The sequence below is a fragment of the Rhizorhapis sp. SPR117 genome, assembly GCF_021742065.1.
Map to the genome: position 1 here is coordinate 14,686 of NZ_JAKKIE010000044.1, position 17,970 is coordinate 32,655.

The 17,970-nt window shown below is 57.1% G+C and carries 18 protein-coding genes; 11 read left to right on the forward strand and 7 right to left on the reverse strand.

Features of this window, described 5'->3' with window-relative positions:
• Positions 1-283 precede the first annotated feature (283 nt).
• The gene (locus tag L3X40_RS15710; RefSeq protein WP_237366422.1) at positions 284-595 is read right to left on the reverse strand and encodes an FtsB family cell division protein; all 312 of its coding nucleotides are present in this window, start codon (positions 593-595) and stop codon (positions 284-286) included.
• A 64-nt stretch (positions 596-659) separates the two neighbouring features.
• Positions 660-1,934 (reverse strand): phosphopyruvate hydratase, encoded by a 1,275-nt coding sequence (gene eno, locus L3X40_RS15715; protein ID WP_237366423.1) that lies wholly within the window; start codon positions 1,932-1,934, stop codon positions 660-662.
• A gap of 238 nt (positions 1,935-2,172) precedes the next feature.
• Between eno and L3X40_RS15720 the strand changes: the two genes are divergently transcribed.
• The 5 genes from L3X40_RS15720 to L3X40_RS15740 all read left to right on the forward strand — a co-directional run bounded on the left by L3X40_RS15720 (position 2,173) and on the right by L3X40_RS15740 (position 4,390).
• Positions 2,173-2,790, forward strand: coding sequence for a hypothetical protein (locus L3X40_RS15720; protein ID WP_237366424.1), 618 nt, complete (start codon positions 2,173-2,175; stop codon positions 2,788-2,790).
• 41 nt (positions 2,791-2,831) lie between these two features.
• Positions 2,832-3,191: a phage holin family protein gene (locus L3X40_RS15725; RefSeq protein ID WP_237366425.1), complete on the forward strand. Its 360-nt coding sequence runs from the start codon at positions 2,832-2,834 to the stop codon at positions 3,189-3,191.
• The gene (locus L3X40_RS15730) at positions 3,188-3,532 is read left to right on the forward strand and encodes a hypothetical protein (protein WP_237366426.1); all 345 of its coding nucleotides are present in this window, start codon (positions 3,188-3,190) and stop codon (positions 3,530-3,532) included. The genes L3X40_RS15725 and L3X40_RS15730 overlap by 4 nt, the downstream gene beginning before the upstream one ends.
• On the forward strand, positions 3,532-4,071 hold the full coding sequence (locus tag L3X40_RS15735; RefSeq protein WP_237366427.1) for a hypothetical protein: 540 nt from the start codon (positions 3,532-3,534) through the stop codon (positions 4,069-4,071). Before L3X40_RS15730 ends, L3X40_RS15735 begins: the two co-directional genes overlap by 1 nt.
• 97 nt (positions 4,072-4,168) lie before the next feature.
• On the forward strand, positions 4,169-4,390 hold the full coding sequence (locus tag L3X40_RS15740; protein ID WP_237366428.1) for a DUF4170 domain-containing protein: 222 nt from the start codon (positions 4,169-4,171) through the stop codon (positions 4,388-4,390).
• Between the two features lie 39 nt (positions 4,391-4,429).
• Here L3X40_RS15740 and L3X40_RS15745 read toward each other — a convergent pair whose 3' ends face one another.
• The 5 genes from L3X40_RS15745 to carA all read right to left on the reverse strand — a co-directional run bounded on the left by L3X40_RS15745 (position 4,430) and on the right by carA (position 11,012).
• Positions 4,430-5,041, reverse strand: coding sequence for a rhomboid family intramembrane serine protease (locus L3X40_RS15745; protein WP_237366429.1), 612 nt, complete (start codon positions 5,039-5,041; stop codon positions 4,430-4,432).
• A gap of 27 nt (positions 5,042-5,068) precedes the next feature.
• Positions 5,069-5,545 carry a transcription elongation factor GreA gene (gene greA, locus L3X40_RS15750; RefSeq protein WP_237366430.1) on the reverse strand — a complete coding sequence of 159 codons (477 nt, stop codon included), beginning with the start codon at positions 5,543-5,545 and terminating at the stop codon, positions 5,069-5,071.
• A gap of 78 nt (positions 5,546-5,623) precedes the next feature.
• The gene (carB, locus tag L3X40_RS15755; RefSeq protein ID WP_237366431.1) at positions 5,624-8,959 is read right to left on the reverse strand and encodes a carbamoyl-phosphate synthase large subunit; all 3,336 of its coding nucleotides are present in this window, start codon (positions 8,957-8,959) and stop codon (positions 5,624-5,626) included.
• Entirely contained in the window at positions 8,959-9,750 is a 792-nt protein-coding gene (locus tag L3X40_RS15760; protein WP_237366432.1) for a hypothetical protein, read from the reverse strand. The genes carB and L3X40_RS15760 overlap by 1 nt, the downstream gene beginning before the upstream one ends.
• On the reverse strand, positions 9,747-11,012 hold the full coding sequence (gene carA / locus L3X40_RS15765) for a glutamine-hydrolyzing carbamoyl-phosphate synthase small subunit (protein ID WP_237366433.1): 1,266 nt from the start codon (positions 11,010-11,012) through the stop codon (positions 9,747-9,749). Before carA ends, L3X40_RS15760 begins: the two co-directional genes overlap by 4 nt.
• A gap of 154 nt (positions 11,013-11,166) precedes the next feature.
• On the opposite strand from carA, the gene L3X40_RS15770 reads away from it, so the two are divergent.
• From L3X40_RS15770 to L3X40_RS15795, 6 genes are all read left to right on the forward strand, one after another.
• Positions 11,167-11,619 carry a GatB/YqeY domain-containing protein gene (locus L3X40_RS15770; protein WP_237366434.1) on the forward strand — a complete coding sequence of 151 codons (453 nt, stop codon included), beginning with the start codon at positions 11,167-11,169 and terminating at the stop codon, positions 11,617-11,619.
• Positions 11,620-11,661: 42 nt separating this feature from the next.
• Positions 11,662-12,063 carry an endonuclease domain-containing protein gene (locus L3X40_RS15775; RefSeq protein ID WP_237366435.1) on the forward strand — a complete coding sequence of 134 codons (402 nt, stop codon included), beginning with the start codon at positions 11,662-11,664 and terminating at the stop codon, positions 12,061-12,063.
• Positions 12,064-13,947 (forward strand): DNA primase, encoded by a 1,884-nt coding sequence (gene dnaG, locus L3X40_RS15780; protein ID WP_237366436.1) that lies wholly within the window; start codon positions 12,064-12,066, stop codon positions 13,945-13,947.
• A 36-nt stretch (positions 13,948-13,983) separates the two neighbouring features.
• Positions 13,984-16,023: an RNA polymerase sigma factor RpoD gene (gene rpoD / locus L3X40_RS15785; RefSeq protein ID WP_237366437.1), complete on the forward strand. Its 2,040-nt coding sequence runs from the start codon at positions 13,984-13,986 to the stop codon at positions 16,021-16,023.
• A 133-nt stretch (positions 16,024-16,156) separates the two neighbouring features.
• Positions 16,157-16,837 carry a DUF6975 family protein gene (locus L3X40_RS15790; protein ID WP_237366438.1) on the forward strand — a complete coding sequence of 227 codons (681 nt, stop codon included), beginning with the start codon at positions 16,157-16,159 and terminating at the stop codon, positions 16,835-16,837.
• A gap of 77 nt (positions 16,838-16,914) precedes the next feature.
• Entirely contained in the window at positions 16,915-17,757 is an 843-nt protein-coding gene (locus tag L3X40_RS15795; RefSeq protein WP_237366439.1) for an AAA family ATPase, read from the forward strand.
• The last annotated feature ends 213 nt before the right edge of the window (positions 17,758-17,970 follow it).

A 17,970-nucleotide genomic window follows, 5' to 3' on the forward strand; every position in this document is an offset into this window, starting at 1 on the left:
CCTCATTTTATCTTTCGTGGGGAGGTCTTCCCTATATGAGCAGAACCCATGGCAATGCAATGTTTTCGGTCCTAGCGGCGGGGCTAATTTCAGCATTTGACGCGACTGTTTCAAGCGTAACCAAATAGGTGGCCAGCTGGCGCACTAATTACACTTGGACAGAAATTGCCCTATTTATAATCACGCGATATTCGCGCGGCAATTTCGGGAAATATTATTACGATTCTACGGAGAAATTTAACTGATATTGACCCATGCCCAAAATGGCTTGGGACTGAAGCGATTACCGCAGAGGGACGATCACCTCGTCCGGGTGGCCAACATTAAGCTCTCGACGGACCAGTTCATCCACCATATCCGGGTCGGCATGGCGTGGATCGAGAAGCTCGACCCGATTCTTTAAGCGATCGCGCTCCGCCTTTACCGTTGCCAGTTCGTGTCGCCGATGCTCCAACGCGCGACTATAATCGCCCCACGCCAGAATACCGTTGGCACCAAGCACTGCATAACCAGCGAACAAGGCCAACAGAACAATGGCGAGTGCCGGCCCGAAAGCGGACATCAATAAGGATCGAAGTTTTGCGATCTGCGCCATATGCAACTAGAATCACAGGATGCAAAAGCTTGCAAGTCCTTTATGACGAACCGGGCAATATAGTTTATTTAAAGATCGATCGGCCAGCATAATGGGCGATGCTGTCCAGTTCCTCTTCGATACGGATAAGCTGGTTATACTTGGCCAACCGGTCAGAGCGCGCCAGGCTGCCGGTCTTGATCTGGCCGCAATTCGTGGCAACGGCAAGGTCGGCAATGGTGGAATCCTCCGTCTCGCCCGAACGGTGTGACATGACAGCGGTATAGGATGCGCGCTGCGCCATCGACACAGCAGCCAGTGTTTCCGTCAACGTACCAATCTGGTTCACCTTGACCAGAAGAGAGTTGGCCAGCCCCCTGTCAATGCCCATGGAAAGCCGCTTGGGATTGGTAACGAAGAGATCGTCTCCGACAAGCTGTACGGTTCCTCCAATGCGATCGGTCAACAGCTTCCAGCCTTCAAAATCATCCTCGGCCATGCCATCTTCGATCGACTTGATCGGGTAATTGGCTGCAAGATCGGCAAGATAATCGGTCATTTGCGCCGGGGTCAGAGTCTTGCCCTCCCCCGCCATTACATATTTGCCGTCCTTGAAGAATTCAGTCGCAGCACAATCGAGCGCCAGGACAACATCGTCACCGGGCGTAAACCCGGCCTGTTCGACCGATTTCATGATGAAATCGAGCGCATCCTTTGTCGATGCTAGTGCCGGAGCAAAGCCGCCCTCATCGCCCACCGCGGTTGCAAGACCCTTTTCATGCAGGCCTTTTTTGAGCGTGTGAAATATCTCTGCGCCCCACCGCACGGCTTCTGCCAAGCTGTCCGCGCCGACCGGCATGACCATGAATTCCTGAAAGTCGATGGGATTATCGGCATGTTCACCACCATTGATGATGTTCATCATCGGTACGGGCAGGACATGGGCAGACACCCCGCCGACATAGCGGTAAAGCGGCAAGCCACGGCTGTCCGCCGCAGCCTTTGCGGTTGCCAGACTGACGCCCAGGATCGCGTTGGCGCCCAGGCGGCCCTTGTTTTCAGTGCCGTCGAGCGCAATCATCACCGCATCAACCTCGCCCTGATCTTCGGCATCAAGGCCGGTCACTGCCTCGGCAATTTCGGTGTTGACCGATTCAATGGCGGCAAGCACACCCTTGCCCAGATATTTGCTCTTGTCGCCATCGCGCTTTTCGACGGCCTCATAGGCGCCGGTGGATGCACCGGAAGGGACCGCTGCGCGTCCAAAGCCGCCGTCCTCCAACATCACGTCAACTTCCACAGTCGGATTTCCGCGACTGTCGAGAATCTGGCGAGCGTGAATATCGAGAATAGCAGTCATGAGGGTCCCCATCTGAACTTATGCGGATGATATGCGCGGCGGCTTAACCAGCGAACGCCGTGATGGCAATGCCGACATACCCCTTGCGTGCGCAATTTGCGATTTTCCGGTCTCGCCGGATATTCCTTTTATACCAATTTGTCTGTTATAATTGCGCAAACGGAACTAGTCATTCATCCACGGGTTAGATTCCAAAAGGCGCCGACACGTCGCCCCCGGTTCACGGAAAGGATTCAACATGGCTGACACCTCGACTCCAAAGACGCCACGCAAAACTGGGACCCGTCGCACAGCGGCGGCGACTTCCCCTGCCAAGGCTGCACCCGCCAAAACAGTGCGGGCCAAGATTGCTCCAAAAGCGGCAGCGGCAAAATCCGCTGCTACGGCCAAAACCAAAGCGACACGGAAAGTAGTGACAGCCAAGGTGACAAGCACCGCGAAGCGCAAGGAGCAAGCGGTCAATACGTTAAAAAGTTCAGCCGAAAAGCTTCGTGGACAGGCTGAAACGTTTAAGACACAAGCCACCAAGTCCGCCCGCTCGGCCGCCGTTACGGGCAAGAACAAGGCGGGTTCAGCGATGCAGAGCCTGTCGAAGCTGATCGGAGATACGGCCAACGGTGTCGATGAAAAGCTGGGTAGCCAATACGGTGATTACGCCCGCTATGCCGCAGAAGCCATCGCTGGCGCTGCGACGGCGCTCGACAAGAAAGACATTGACGAGCTGGTCACCGATGCCCGCGAATTCGTTCGCAAAAGTCCCGCCGTTGCCATCGGCACTGCGGCGATCGTCGGCTTTGTCCTGATGCGCCTTGCCAAATCCGCCAAACCTTCTGAACCCGAAACCGAAGAGGCGTAATCCAGCTATTTGGGCTTCCAGCCAGATCAGGGTGATGAGATTTGCACGGACCGGATGACAGCATAGACCCGCTACAGGACGAACCGATAAAGGACGTCTTGACCCGTCTTATTGCAAGCGGGAAAAGCTATGCCCAGGCCGAAATCGACCGGCAAAAAATCTGGGTAAGGGAAATCAGCCTGCAATTCGGCATTATCGCCGGATTGATAGCCCTGGCGGCCTTTCTGACACTGGCATCGACCGTTGGGTTGATCGTCGGCATCATCATCGCCTTGATACCAGCGATGGGAGCATGGGGCGCGACTGCCGTCGTCGTCGGCGGCGTGCTGATCGTCGTCTTCCTGCTGCTAATGTCCGCACGAAACCGGTTTCGGCGTTTGATCAGCGAGGAGCGGCCATGAAACTGACCCCCCCCAGCAACAGCTATCGACAGGCCAAACGCAAAGCGGATGTGGCGCGGGAAGATTTCCGGCATTCGGTCGAGACAGCACGCGACCGATTGGCGCCCCGTCGGTTAAAAGCTGATGCAGCCTTAAAACTGCGTCAGACGGTATTCGCTGCACGCCATGCTGCCACGGCAAAAGCTCGCGCTCATCCGTTCTTGCTGATGGGCCTATTATCTGGAATCGTTGGGTTTATCTTCCGTGGGCCCGTCATGGCACTTTGCCGGACCGCAGGCGTTTCTCTGAACAAAACCGTGCAGAAGGCATGGCAAGCCCGCAAACATTCAGGAGACGATTAATGAACAACGACCTTGAAGATCAACTCAACCGCGCGCGCGAATATGCCGGCGAAAAGGTCACCGGCGCATCGGAACAGATCAGCGAACTTAGCGCCAAAGCCAGGGACAATGCCGCCAGGATCGTTGAAACCTCCCGTGAAAAGGCTGACGAAATCTCGGCACGCGGCGTAAAAGTCATTCAGGAAAACCCACTTGCGGTGGTCGCTGGCGGCTTGGCGCTTGGCGCGCTGCTCGGCGTGTTTTTGTCCAAGACGAAGCGGTCGCGGGGCAAGGCCGCGTCCAGGCTGGCGACGGGGTTGCTGGCGGCCAAGGGTATGGGCGCCGCGGCATCAGGCGAAGTGGCCAAAACGGCCAGCAAGTTCAAAAGCAACGTCAAAACGAGACTGAACGACATCAATCCGGACACAGCGAAGGCAAAGGTGGGCGAACTGATCGATACTGAAGCGGCCAGGGACAGAGTCGGCGATCTGATCGAAAAGGCGAGCGAAGCCGTCAGTTCGGCGGGCAAAAGCGCGGCGGAAAGCCTGCGGCGGAAATGATAAGCCTCGGTCTTTTTTGACGGATTTGGATCAGGCCCGCTTGGCTGCCCGCGACATCGCTGCTAGCTGACGCTCTTCCTTGGTGAAAGGTGGCTAAGTGAGCAAAATGCATCTCGTTATGGGAGGGCGCGTCCGCGATCCCAGAACGCTTGAGTTTGAAGACCTGTCCGCGATCGAGGTCATCGGAGTTTTTCCCGATTATAAAAGCGCTGAAAAGGCATGGCGCGCGGCCGCGCAACGTACCGTGGACGATGCGGAAATGAAATATGTGGTGGTGCATCTGCACAAGTTGCTGGAACCGGAGGCAGATCAGGGCTGATTGTCACCAGCAGTCCTTCGATGAGTCAAACAGATCGCGCTATCGCTTGCTCTTGAACCGCACATGGACAAGCGGTCGCGTCAGTATAAGACCTGCTATGAAACCGCCGATGTGCGCGCCGATGGCAATACGTCCAAGGCCGCCAAAACTGACGAATCCGACCATCAATTGGATGATGGTCCAAGCGGCTGCCAGCCAGATTACACGTATAAAATTAGCCGAAAATGGGCCAATCGCCTTTACCTCGCGCTGGCTATAGAGCAATGCATAGGTGCCAAGAACGGCGGAAATGGCACCGCTCGCCCCGATCATCGGACTATCGGAAGCCGGATTGAACGCAAATTCGGTTGCAGCCGCAGCATAAGCGCCAATCACGAAAAGCACCAGCAACAGCTTGCCGCCCAATATCGTTTCGACAAAGCGCCCGCAAAAGAACAGCATCAGCATGTTGAACGCCAGATGCATGAAGCCTGCATGCAGGAAAGCAGCCGATAGCGGCGTCAACCAGACCGGAACGCCACCTGGCACATCAAGCCCGCCTGTAGCGCGCAGCGGGATAAAGCCGCCAAAGACCGCCGCATAATCCACGCCCCAGATAAAAGACGACAACAGGAAGGCCGCGACGATGCTCCCGGCCAGCCAATTTGTCATTTTCCCACCGGGAATATTCACGGGCGGTTAGATAAACTCGATTTTGGAGACATAATAACAGCGGTCGCCCGACGGCACGGTCACTTCGACCTCGTCATCGACCTTGCGGCCGATCAATGCGCGGCCAAGCGGGCTGTTATAGCTGATCTTGCCCGATTTGGCGTCCGCTTCTGCCTGACCGACGATCTGGTACGTGACCGGCTTTTCATCATCGTCCAGCAACGTCACAGTCGCGCCAAACACGATCTTGTCGCCTGACAGGGACTTTGGATCGATAATCTGGGCGCGGCTGAGCTTGTCTTCCAGATCCCCAATGGTCGCTTCGACCTGGCCCTGCCGTTCCTTGGCCGCATGATATTCGGCATTTTCCGAAAGGTCGCCATGGGCGCGGGCTTCTTCAATCGCCTCAACGATTTTTGGCCGCTCCGCCTTTAACAAACGCAACTGCGCCGTCATTTTTTCGTGCCCTTCGGCGAGCATCGGCATTTTCTCAACGGTCGCCATCTAGCGTTCCTTTGTCAAAAATCTCATCACGCGGCCCACCCTGACTGGCCACCGCAGCATCACACAGATTGTCGGAGATCAAGCGTGCGAATGTTCATAATAGGATTGCAGCGCACGCACTTCAAGAGTGTGTCCACGCAATGCTTCGATCGCCTCCACCGCCGCGACGCTTCCCGCCGCCGTTGTGAATGACGGAATTTTCATAGCAAGCGCTGACGCACGGATCGACTGGCTGTCCTTAAGCGATTGCCAGCCTTCAGTCGAATTGAAGATCAGGTCGATGCCGCCATCCTTGATCTTGTCGACGATATGCGGGCGACCCAGCGCAACTTTGTTGACTTCCTCGACCTTGATTCCCGCATCGGCGAGGAAACGCGCCGTTCCGCCGGTCGCAACGATATTGAAGCCCAGGGCAGCGATTTTCCTGGCAGCGGGCAGGATGACTATCTTGTCGCTGTCCTTGACCGAAATGAAGACGCTGCCTGATTGCGGCAAGATGACGCCAGCTCCGAGCTGTGACTTTGCGAAGGCAGTGGCGAAATCGCTGTCGATGCCCATCACTTCGCCGGTCGATTTCATTTCCGGCGACAATACAGGGTCGGTGCCCGGAAAACGGCCAAAGGGGAAAACCGCCTCCTTGACCGCGATATGATCGATGTGCCGGTTGATCTGCGGCAAATCCTTCAGCTTTTCGCCCGCCATGACGCGCGCGGCGATCTTCGCAATGGGCGCCCCAATCGCCTTGGCTACGAAGGGGACCGTGCGGCTGGCACGCGGGTTGACCTCGATCAGGTAAACCTCTTCATCCTTCACCGCGAACTGGATGTTCATCAAGCCATGGACGTTCAGGCCGCGTGCGAGCAATTCGGTCTGCCGCTCGATTTCCGCGATAATGCCTGATGACAGGCTGTAGGGCGGCAGCGAACAGGCGCTGTCGCCCGAATGGACCCCGGCTTCCTCGATGTGCTGGAGCACGCCCGCGACGACCACGTCGGTGCCATCGCAAATCGCATCCACATCCACCTCCACCGCGTCGCGCAGGTAGCGGTCGATCAGCACCGGACTGTCGCCGGAAACCTGAACCGCCGTGGCGATATAATCGTCAAGCTGGCTTTCGCCGTCGACAATCTCCATCGCCCGTCCGCCAAGGACATAGGAGGGACGAATGAGGACAGGATAGCCGATGCGGTTGGCGACCGCGATGGCTTCATCCCGGCTGCGCGCAATGCCGTTTTCGGGTTGCTTGAGTTTCAGCTTGTGAACAAGCTTGGCAAAGCGCTCACGATCTTCGGCGAGGTCGATGGCATCGGGTGAGGTTCCAAGAATGGGTATCCCCGCATCCTCCAGCGCTTGTGCAAGGCTCAGGGGCGTCTGGCCCCCGAACTGGACGATGACACCGACCAATGTGCCTTTGGATTGTTCGACATCAAGGATTTCAAGCACGTCCTCGACCGTCAGCGGCTCAAAATAAAGGCGGTCGGACGTGTCATAATCGGTCGACACCGTTTCCGGATTGCAGTTGATCATGATCGTCTCATAACCGGCCTCATCCAGCGCAAAACAGGCGTGGCAGCAGCAATAATCGAACTCGATCCCCTGCCCGATCCGGTTGGGACCACCACCAAGGATCACGATCTTTTTACGATCCGAAGGCATTGCCTCATTTTCCGGCTCGCCAAAGGTCGGGGCTTCGTAGGTCGAATACATATAAGGCGTGCGGGCTTCGAACTCCGCAGCGCAGGTGTCGATCCGCTTGAATACCGGGCGGACGTTCAGGCGGTGCCGTAATGCGCGCACCTCCGCCTCGGTCACGCCGCCGGTCATTGCCTTGACCGTTTCGTGGATCAGGCCGGAACTGTGCGCAACGGCGCGGCGTGTGCCCTTGGGCAAATGGGCGGATTGCAGCGACAGGAAAGCGAGACGCTTGTCGGAAAAGCCCATGGCTTTGAGACGGCGCAAACCCTCGGCATCGCCCGGCAAGCCGTTCTCGCAAATGTCGTTTTCGACATCGACGATTTCCTTGATCCGATCCAGAAACCAGGGGTCATATTTAGCGACGGCATGGACTTCCTGTATGCTCAGCCCTTCACGCAAAGCCTGCGCGGCGACCAGCAAACGATCAGGCGTGGGGCGCGCCAGTTCCGCGATAATGTCGTCCTTGGCCGCGCCTTGCAAATGCTCGACGAAGTTGAAGCCGGACAGGCCCGTCTCCAGACCGCGCAATGCTTTTTGCATCGATTCATGGATGTTGCGGCCGATCGCCATCACCTCGCCCACCGATTTCATCGCAGTGCCGAGCAAAGGCTCCGCGCCTTTGAACTTTTCAAAGGCAAAGCGGGGGATTTTGGTCACGACATAGTCGATGGTCGGTTCGAACGAGGCCGGGGTCGCGCCGGTAATATCGTTGGTGATCTCATCAAGTGTATAGCCAACGGCCAGCTTCGCGGCGACCTTGGCAATCGGGAAGCCCGTCGCCTTGGACGCGAGTGCCGACGAGCGCGACACGCGCGGATTCATTTCGATGACGACCAGCCGCCCGTCCTTGGGATTGACTGCGAACTGTACGTTGGAACCGCCTGTTTCTACACCGATTTCACGCAGCACCGCAATGCTGGCGTTGCGCATGATCTGATATTCCTTGTCGGTCAGGGTCAGCGCGGGTGCGACGGTGATGCTGTCGCCGGTATGCACGCCCATCGGATCGACATTTTCGATGGAACAGATGATGATGCAATTATCATGGCGGTCGCGCACGACCTCCATCTCATATTCTTTCCACCCGAGCAGCGATTCCTCGATCAGCACCTCGGTCGTGGGGCTGGCATCAAGGCCACCGGTCACGATCTGCAAGAACTCATCCCGGTTATAGGCAATGCCGCCGCCGGTGCCGCCCATGGTAAAGCTTGGCCGGATGATAGAGGGAAGCCCGGTACGCTCCAGTACCGCCAGCGCTTCGTCCAGCGTATGCGCAATGCCCGACCGCGCGGATTCCAGCCCGATCTTGTCCATCGCATCACGGAATTTCAGCCGGTCCTCCGCCTTGTCGATGGCCTGCGCATCCGCACCGATCATCTGGCAGCCATATTTTTCCAGCGTGCCGTCATTGAACAGCGCCAGCGCCGTGTTCAGCGCCGTTTGCCCGCCCATGGTCGGCAGCACCGCGTCGGGTCGTTCCTTCTCAATGATCTTCGCCACGATTTCCGGCGTGATCGGTTCGATATAGGTCGCATCCGCCATGTCCGGGTCGGTCATGATCGTCGCCGGGTTGGAGTTGACCAGGATGATCCGATAACCCTCCTCCTTCAACGCCTTGCACGCCTGCGTACCCGAATAATCGAACTCGCACGCCTGCCCAATGACGATGGGACCAGCGCCGATGATGAGGATGGAGGAGATGTCTGTTCTTTTGGGCATTAGATCGGAATTCCAAAGAATTTCATAATTAATTTAAATAGCGCCGTAGCGGCCTGAGCTACAAATGTACCTGCGGATTTTTCAGCTATCCACGTGAGTGTCTTTTGAGATCGACTAATTAATTCCGACGACCGCACGAATTTTTTCGAAAATGAAGACTCAATTTGAGCCACCTCTTCAACAACAGCTTGTGCTTGTTCAGAACCTATATCACCAAGGTCGTTGCCATTGGTGAGCCTATTTCTCAGTTCCGCTGCAGCAACTTTAATCTCTTCTACAATAGGGTCATTGTCATCAATTCGAACCACGCGATCACTAGCAGGAACTTCAATTTCTCCAACGGCTGTTCGTCGAACAATTTCGTCCATAGCTGTCCGTAACCATTCGTTACCAAAAGCGCTATATTTTCTAAGAACCTTAAAAGTATTGTAGGAATTCAAGTACGGAAAATAGGTTTCCTCCGCTCTTGAAATACCTAAATTTTCGTCCGGAGCCCTCCTAATGATGTCGTCATATTGCTCTCGCTCAGACTGAACACGATCCATAAATCTTTGGAAGCGCCGCTCATTTATTACAACAAATGTTCCAGCAAATTCATCGCTCTCGACATACGAGATGTCACAACGATTTAATATTCGTATCGCGTCATTTATATCTTCTTCAGAGGCCTTAACTTTCCAAAAACTCCTTAAAGTCTGACGCAGCTTATCTTTTGGTAGAGTAATGCCAGCATCTAATCCTCGAGCTATATCAACGAGCGCGGCCGCATAATATTCCCCGAGCTTGGTCAACGGCTCACCTCCAACCCCTCCACAAACCGCTGGAACAGATAGAAACTGTCCTGCGGCCCCGGAGACGCTTCGGGGTGGTACTGCACCGAAAAGGCGGCACGATCCGTCAGTTCCAGCCCGCAGAGCGAGCCGTCGAACAGCGACACATGCGTTACTTTCGCATTGTTGGGCAGCGTGTCGATATCGACCGCAAAGCCGTGGTTCATGCTGGTGATTTCTACCACGCCGTCGGACAGCCGCTTGACCGGGTGGTTGGCGCCGCGATGGCCCTGAAACATCTTCACGGTCTTTGCGCCGACCGCCAGGCCCAATAGCTGGTGGCCAAGGCAGATGCCGAAGATCGGGATTTCGGCATCAAGCAGCTTGCGGATCACCGGCACGGCATATGCGCCCGTCGCGGCCGGATCGCCCGGACCGTTGGAGAGGAACACACCGGCGGGTTTCTGCGCCATGACATCCTCAAAGCTAGCCGTCGCAGGCAACACCGTTACCTTTGCGCCCGCGCGGACGAGATTGCGGAAGATGTTATTCTTTGCGCCATAGTCAATCGCGACGACATGGGGGCGCTGTTTCCCCTCCCGCAAGCGGGAGGGGTTAGGGGAGGGAGTGTCATCGCTGGAGGTTACAGACCCTCCCTCGGCCCCTCCCGCAAGCGGGAGGGGAGAGTCGGCCTCACCCACCCCATAGCCAAAACCAAGCCGCCAGATGCCGTCTTTCCACGGCCGCATTTCCTTGTTCGTCACCTCGATGGCGAGGTCCATGCCCTCCAGCCCCGGCCAACTTTGCGCCTTGGTCAGCAGCGCGTCGATGTCGAACTTGCCCTCGGGATCATGTGCGATCACTGCATTGGGGGCTCCCGACAGGCGAATACGACGGGTCAGCGCGCGTGTATCAATGCCGGCCAGTCCGATCCGGCCATTCGCCTTCATCCATTCATCAAATGGCTGCACATTACGGAAACTGCTGGGCCGCGTCACATCCTCGCGCACGATACAGCCAAGCGCATGGGGCGCATCGGCCTCCACATCGTCCGCATTGGTGCCGACATTACCGATATGCGGGAACGTGAAATTAATAATCTGCCCCGCATAGCTGGGGTCGGTCATCACCTCCTGATAGCCGGTCATGGCGGTGTTGAAGCACACTTCACCCACCGCATTGCCGACTGCGCCGAAACCACGCCCGAACAGGATCGTTCCGTCCGCCAATACCAATATCCCGGTAGCTCCTTTGGGCACGGTCGGGGATTTGGCGTCAGCCATGGCAAATCGTCCTTTTTGTGTTCTTGGGCATGCCCGCATTTAGCAGGCTAAACGGACGCGGAACTAGGCCTCTGCGCCGCTTTGGTCAATCTATTAAAATCAGAAATACCCCGCTATAGCTGTACGTTTCCAGACAAGAGGATGAAAGCGCCCGATGATTCGCGACCAGATCAAAGCTGCCCAGACCGCCGCCATGAAAGGAGGCGACAAGGAAAGGCTCGCCGCTGTCCGTCTGATTCTTGCCAAGATCAAGGACCGCGATATCGAACTGCGCACCGCAAAGCAGGTGCCGGAGGATGACGCGCTGGTGACCGAAGTGCTGCAAAAAATGGTGAAGCAGCGGCGCGAATCGATTGCCATGTACGAACAGGGCGGCCGCGCCGAACTCGCCGCGAAGGAACAGGCGGAGGTCGATGTGATCGAAGGCTTTCTGCCCGCACAGATGAGCGAGGCGGAAACCGCCGCCGCCATCGAAGCGATCAAGGCGGAAGTCGGCGCGGAAAGCGTCAAGGACATGGGCAAGGTGATGGCGGTGCTGAAAGAACGGCATGGCACGCAGCTCGACATGAGCAAGGCCAGCGGTCTGGTGAAGGCGGTACTTTCTTAAAAGACTCCCCTCCCGCTTGCGGGAGGGGTTGGGGGAGGGCATGTGACAGGCAAAGCCGTCGATAAAGGCTATAGCAAACCCACTGCCCGCGCGCGCGAAATGCGCAACGACCCTACAGAAGCGGAGAAGCAGCTTTGGTATCAACTCAGCGCACGAAAAGTTGCTGGAACCCGCTTCAACCGCCAAGTCCCCATAGGTCCCTTCATATGCGATTTCGTGGCCCGCAGCATCAAATTGGTGATTGAGGTTGATGGCGGTCAGCATGATTGGAAGGCAGAGGGTGACCTGAAGCGGACCAAATTTCTCGAAGCGCAGGGTTACAAGGTCATTCGCTTCTGGAATAATGATGTGATTGAGCGGGTCGAGGGTGTTGTGCAGGAGATTGAGAGGGTGATTGCTGACACGCCCTCCCCCAACCCCTCCCGCAAGCGGGAGGGGAGATAAGTGAGTCTCTCCCCGCAATTTCTCGACGAACTGCGCGCCCGTACCACGCTCTCCACCCTCATCGGCAAGACGGTGAAGGTCCAGAAGGCCGGGCGCGAATATAAGGCGTGCTGTCCGTTTCATAATGAAAAGACGCCCAGTTTCACGATCAACGATGAAAAGGGCTTTTACCACTGCTTTGGCTGTGGGGCGCATGGCGATGTCATCAGTTGGATGACGGAACAGCGCGGCCTGCCCTTCATGGATGCGGTGAAGGAGTTGGCAGCCACTGCCGGATTGGATGTTCCCGCGCCCGATCCCAAAGCCGCCAGGCGCGCCGAAGAAGCCGCCACGCTTCACGATGTCATGGGCGCGGCGCAGGACTGGTTCGTCGAGCAATTGCAGAACCCGAATGGTGCGCAGGCACGGGAATATCTCAAACGGCGCGGGATCAGCGATTCGACCGCAAAGGCCTTTGGCTTTGGCCTGTCCCCGGATGGACGCAGCCGGTTGAAGGAAGCGCTCAAGGGCCATGGCGAGTCCCGCTTGATCGAGGCGGGGCTGCTGATCGATCCGGATGCCTCCGAACCGGACGGTGGCAAATCGAAAAAACGCGACAGCTACGACCGCTTCCGTGGGCGGTTGATGATCCCGATCCGCGATCCGCGTGGGCGTGTCATCGCCTTTGGTGGACGGATATTGGGGACGGGCGAACCTAAATATCTCAATTCCCCCGACACTCCGCTCTTTGACAAGGGCCGCACGCTTTACAATCTCGACCGCGCCTCGCCTGCCGCGCGGCAAACCGGGCGCGTAATCGTGGTCGAGGGCTATATGGACGTCGTCGCTCTTGCTCAGGCCGGATTTGGCGAAACCGTAGCGCCGCTGGGCACCGCACTCACCGAGCATCAGATCGAACGGCTGTGGAAAATGGTGGAAGTGCCCATTCTCTGTTTCGATGGCGATGCCGCCGGACAGAAGGCCGCGATCCGCGCGGCCATGCGCGCCCTGCCCCTGCTTCGCCCCGGTCACAGCCTCGCCTTTGCCACCTTGCCTACGGGACAGGATCCCGACGATCTGATTCGCAACGAGGGCGCTGCCGCGTTTGAAGCGATAGTGAGTCGTGCACAACCGCTGGTCGAGCGACTATGGACATATGAAGTGGCGAATGGCCCGCTTGAGACCCCTGAACAACAGGCCGGATTGAAACAACGGTTCCGCGACATCGTAGCGCAGATCGGACATGACGATATTCGCCGCCTTTATGGGCAGGCCTTTCGTGAGCGGCTGGACGAACTATTATACAGGCGGCGTCCAAATAGCTTTCCTCAGCCGTGGCGGGATCGACAAAAATGGCAGAAAAAGGGCTTTCGTCCTGCCTTCGAGCCTGCTGGCGGTGAAGCGCGTGCCATCAGTGGTTCGGGCATGGAAGGCATCTTGCTGCGCGGCGTGCTCAGCGGCCTGATCCGCTATCCGATGGAGATACGGGCGCATCTGGAAGAACTTTCGCATTTGCGAATTGCCGATTCGCAAATGGCCACCCTGATGGAATTTCTGCTTTCATCAGCAATGACGAAGGAAATACTTGATACAGACGCCCTCCTTACCATATTGGGGCAGAGTGAATTGTATAATATGGCGAGAGGGCTGCTTCGGGCCGATGCGCTGAATTTCACCTTCACCCGCAAGGATGCTGATCCCGGTCGCGCATGTCGTGATCTGGGCGAGGCGATTCGGGTCATGGTGGCGGGACCGGAAATAGAAAGCGCGCTGACCGAAGCGACGCGCAGGATGGGCGAAGCGTTTGACGAGGCCAGTTTCGCGCAACAACAAAAGTTGCGGGAAATGAAAGCCGAGCATGAACAGCGACTCGCTGATCTGATGCAGCCTGACGATAATTTATGACGGCCGTGGGACGTTAAACAGGTTTAAGGCGAATAAATGGCGAGCAAGGCGAACAAAACGCAAACCGACGATATGGACAACGGCGATGCGCCATTGCTCGACCTGAACGAAGCGTCGGTCAAAAAACTGATAAGCCGCGCGAAAAAACGTGGATATATTACCTATGACGAACTGAACAGCGCTTTGCCTCAGGATCAGATGTCATCCGAGCAGATTGAGGACGTCATGGCTGCACTCAACGATATGGGCGTCAACATCGTCGAAAACGAGGAAGCCAGCGAAGACGGCGAGGAGCGTCCCGAGGAAGAGGTCGAAGCGATTGACCAACCCGAGGAGGATGAGGACGCGGCCTCCACCTCGGTTCCGGAAAAAAAGAAAGAAACGATCGACCGCACCGACGACCCTGTGCGCATGTATCTGCGCGAAATGGGGGCTGTCGAGCTGCTGAGCCGCGAGGGCGAAATCGCCATCGCGAAGCGCATCGAGGCCGGTCGGGACACAATGATCCTGGGGCTTTGCGAAAGTCCGATCACCTTCAACGCCATCATCGAATGGTCGACCGCGCTCAACAACGGCGAGATGCAGTTGCGCGAAATCCTGGACCTGGACGCGATGCTGTCCAAGGACCCGGCGCCCGAAAACCTGGAAGAGGGTGCGGAAGAGGATGGCGAGATAAGCGAGAAGACCGCTGGCCCGACCTTCAAGGAAGAAGAGGACGTTGAGGAAGAAGCCGAGGAGGACGAAGAGGACTCCATGACTGAGCGGCGCGCCAAGCGTCCCGGCGAAGATGATGATGACGAGGAAGACAACACCCTCTCGCTCGCCGCCATGGAAGAATTGCTGAAACCCGGCGCGCTGGAAAAATTCGAAACGATTACCAGCCTGTTCAAGAAATTTTCCAGGGTGCAAACGGCGCGACTGGATGCTTTGGGCGCGGGCGACGACTTCCCCAGGAACGAAGAAAATAAATATCACAAGCTGCGTGAAGAACTGACCGCCCATGTGGAAAGCGTGCAGTTCCACGGCGCCAAGATCGAATATCTGGTCGATCAGCTATATGCCTATAACCGGCGTCTGACCGCGCTTGGCGGACAGATGCTCCGTCTGGCCGAACGGCACAAGGTACCGCGCAAGGCGTTCCTTGATGCCTATGTCAATCATGAACTGGAAGACGGCTGGCTGGAAAATGTCGGTCGCATTGACAAGAAATGGGCCGCCTTTGCCGGGCAGGAAGTAGGAGCGGTCGATCGCATCCGTGTGGAAATTTCCGAAATCGCGCAAGCAACCGGCATGTCGCTGTCCGAATTCCGCCGCATCGTCAACATGGTGCAAAAGGGCGAGCGGGAAGCGCGCATCGCCAAAAAGGAAATGGTGGAAGCAAACCTGCGCCTCGTCATTTCCATCGCCAAGAAATATACGAACCGCGGCCTGCAGTTCCTTGATCTAATCCAGGAAGGCAATATCGGCCTGATGAAAGCCGTCGACAAATTCGAATATCGTCGCGGCTACAAATTCAGCACTTACGCGACATGGTGGATCAGACAGGCAATCACGCGCTCAATCGCTGATCAGGCACGCACGATCAGAATTCCCGTCCACATGATCGAAACGATCAACAAGCTCGTGCGGACCAGTCGCCAGTTCCTGCACGAACAGGGACGCGAACCGACGCCGGAGGAAATGGCCGAGCGCCTTTCCATGCCGCTTGAAAAAGTGCGCAAGGTGATGAAAATCGCCAAGGAGCCGATCTCCCTCGAAACCCCGATCGGGGATGAGGAAGATTCGCATCTGGGCGACTTCATTGAGGACAAGAATGCGATCATCCCGGTCGATGCCGCGATTCAGGCGAACCTGAAGGAAACGGTCACCCGCGTCCTTGCCAGCCTCACCCCGCGTGAGGAACGCGTGCTGCGCATGCGTTTTGGTATCGGCATGAACACGGACCATACGCTGGAGGAAGTCGGTCAGCAGTTTTCGGTCACCCGCGAACGTATCCGCCAGATCGAAGCAAAGGCGCTACGGAAATTGAAACATCCCAGCCGCAGCCGGAGAATGCGCAGCTTCCTTGATCAATAAGTATTTTTTGCCTTTCCCGCCGAAATTTCCCGCTAAATAATGCCCCGTGTAAACGGGGTGTTTACGCTATCGCGCTAATCCCTTTCCTCAACGGCAATTTCGCACCTTCAGGTGCTGGCAAAGGGCGATGCGCATGAACGGAAATCCGGCGAGACAGCGGAATGTTGGCAGCATATCCGATTTGCTGACGACGCTGGCTGATGTCGATGGCACGACCGGGCACGAACATGCCTCCGCCAATGGCATGGGCCAGGGCGGCGATTTGACGCGCAACCTCCCCAATCTGGCAGACGCCGTGCACTTTTTGTGCATGTTACATGGCCGCCACCCCGGCGTCATCGATCATGCCGCGATGCGCACCACCGATGATAGCGCACGAAGCTGGTTGATTCAGGCTGCGGACGGCTTTGCCGCCGAACGGACCTATTTGACACAATTGGCTGTCGTTGCAGGCCCCGCGCCCAGTACAGCAGGTCAGGGGGACACCGAAGCGGCCGTCATGGCCCAGCGGCATGCACTGGACATGCTTGCCCAGTCCGACCGGCGCGGTTGCGCGATGGGCGCGGCCTTTGCATTGGCGCTCGACTGGATTGCGATACGGCAAATCTTGGATGCCGCCGCACTGCGCCTGGGACTGAGCCCGCGTCGCACCTTGCTGCCCGATCGCCATGAAACACTGACCGTTGCCAACACGATTTGTGAAGATGAGAGCATCGAGCGGGCCATTCACTTTGGCGCACGTCAGCTTCTGGGCCAGCATCGCGGCCTGTGGGATCTGTTGAGTGCGCGGGCGCTGGCCCGGCAGATCGACTGAATTCTGGCGCAAAAATCTTGCGCCTCCCCGTCCCCATGCTATGCCCTGCCTCATCGATCATGATGGGGTAAGCAGGAATGCGCTTTGAAGGCACGCAGCAATATGTGGCAACTGACGATCTGAAAGTCGCGGTAAACGCGGCTGTCACGTTGCGCCGTCCGCTGCTGGTAAAGGGCGAACCCGGCACCGGCAAGACCGTGCTGGCCTATGAAATTGCCAAGGCTGCCGGCGCGCCGTTGATCGAATGGAATGTCAAATCGACGACCAAGGCGCAGCAGGGCCTGTACGAATATGACGCGGTTGCCCGCCTGCGCGATGGCCAGCTGGGCGATGAGCGCGTGCACGACATTTCCAACTATATCCGCAAAGGCAAGCTGTGGGAGGCATTCACCGCGCCCCAGCTTCCCGTCCTGCTGATTGACGAAATCGACAAGGCCGACATCGAATTCCCCAACGACCTGTTGCAGGAACTCGATCGCATGGAATTCCATGTCTATGAAACCGGCGAGATGGTGAAGGCGAAGGACCGCCCCATCGTCATCATCACGTCCAACAATGAAAAGGAACTGCCCGACGCATTCCTGCGCCGCTGTTTCTTTCACTACATCAAATTCCCTGATCGCGACACGATGCAGGCCATCGTCGATGTCCATTTCCCCGGCATCCAGAAAATTCTGGTCAGCAAGGCCATGGACATATTCTATGAAGTCCGCGACGTGCCCGGCCTGAAGAAAAAGCCATCGACCAGCGAACTGCTCGATTGGCTGAAACTGCTTTTGGCCGAAGACATGCCGCTCGATGTCCTGCAATCACGCGATCCCAAAAAGGCGATCCCACCGCTGCACGGCGCGCTTTTGAAGAATGAACAGGACGTCATGATGTTCGAACGACTGGCATTCATGACCCGTCGGGGGAATTGAGGACGGCTACGGGGTGGTCAGCGACCCTTCGCTGAGTCGATGTTAAGTTAACAGGCGGCTTTGCGCGACATTCCGGCCATTGATGGGCGTTTTGCGGCTCTCTGATAGCGGTCGGTCTGGCCTGCTGCCGGTTTGATGGACACCGAGATAAGTTCATTCAGGCTACCCCAGCTTCACGTTCGAAGTCGATAGGACTGAGGTAACCCAGGGTCG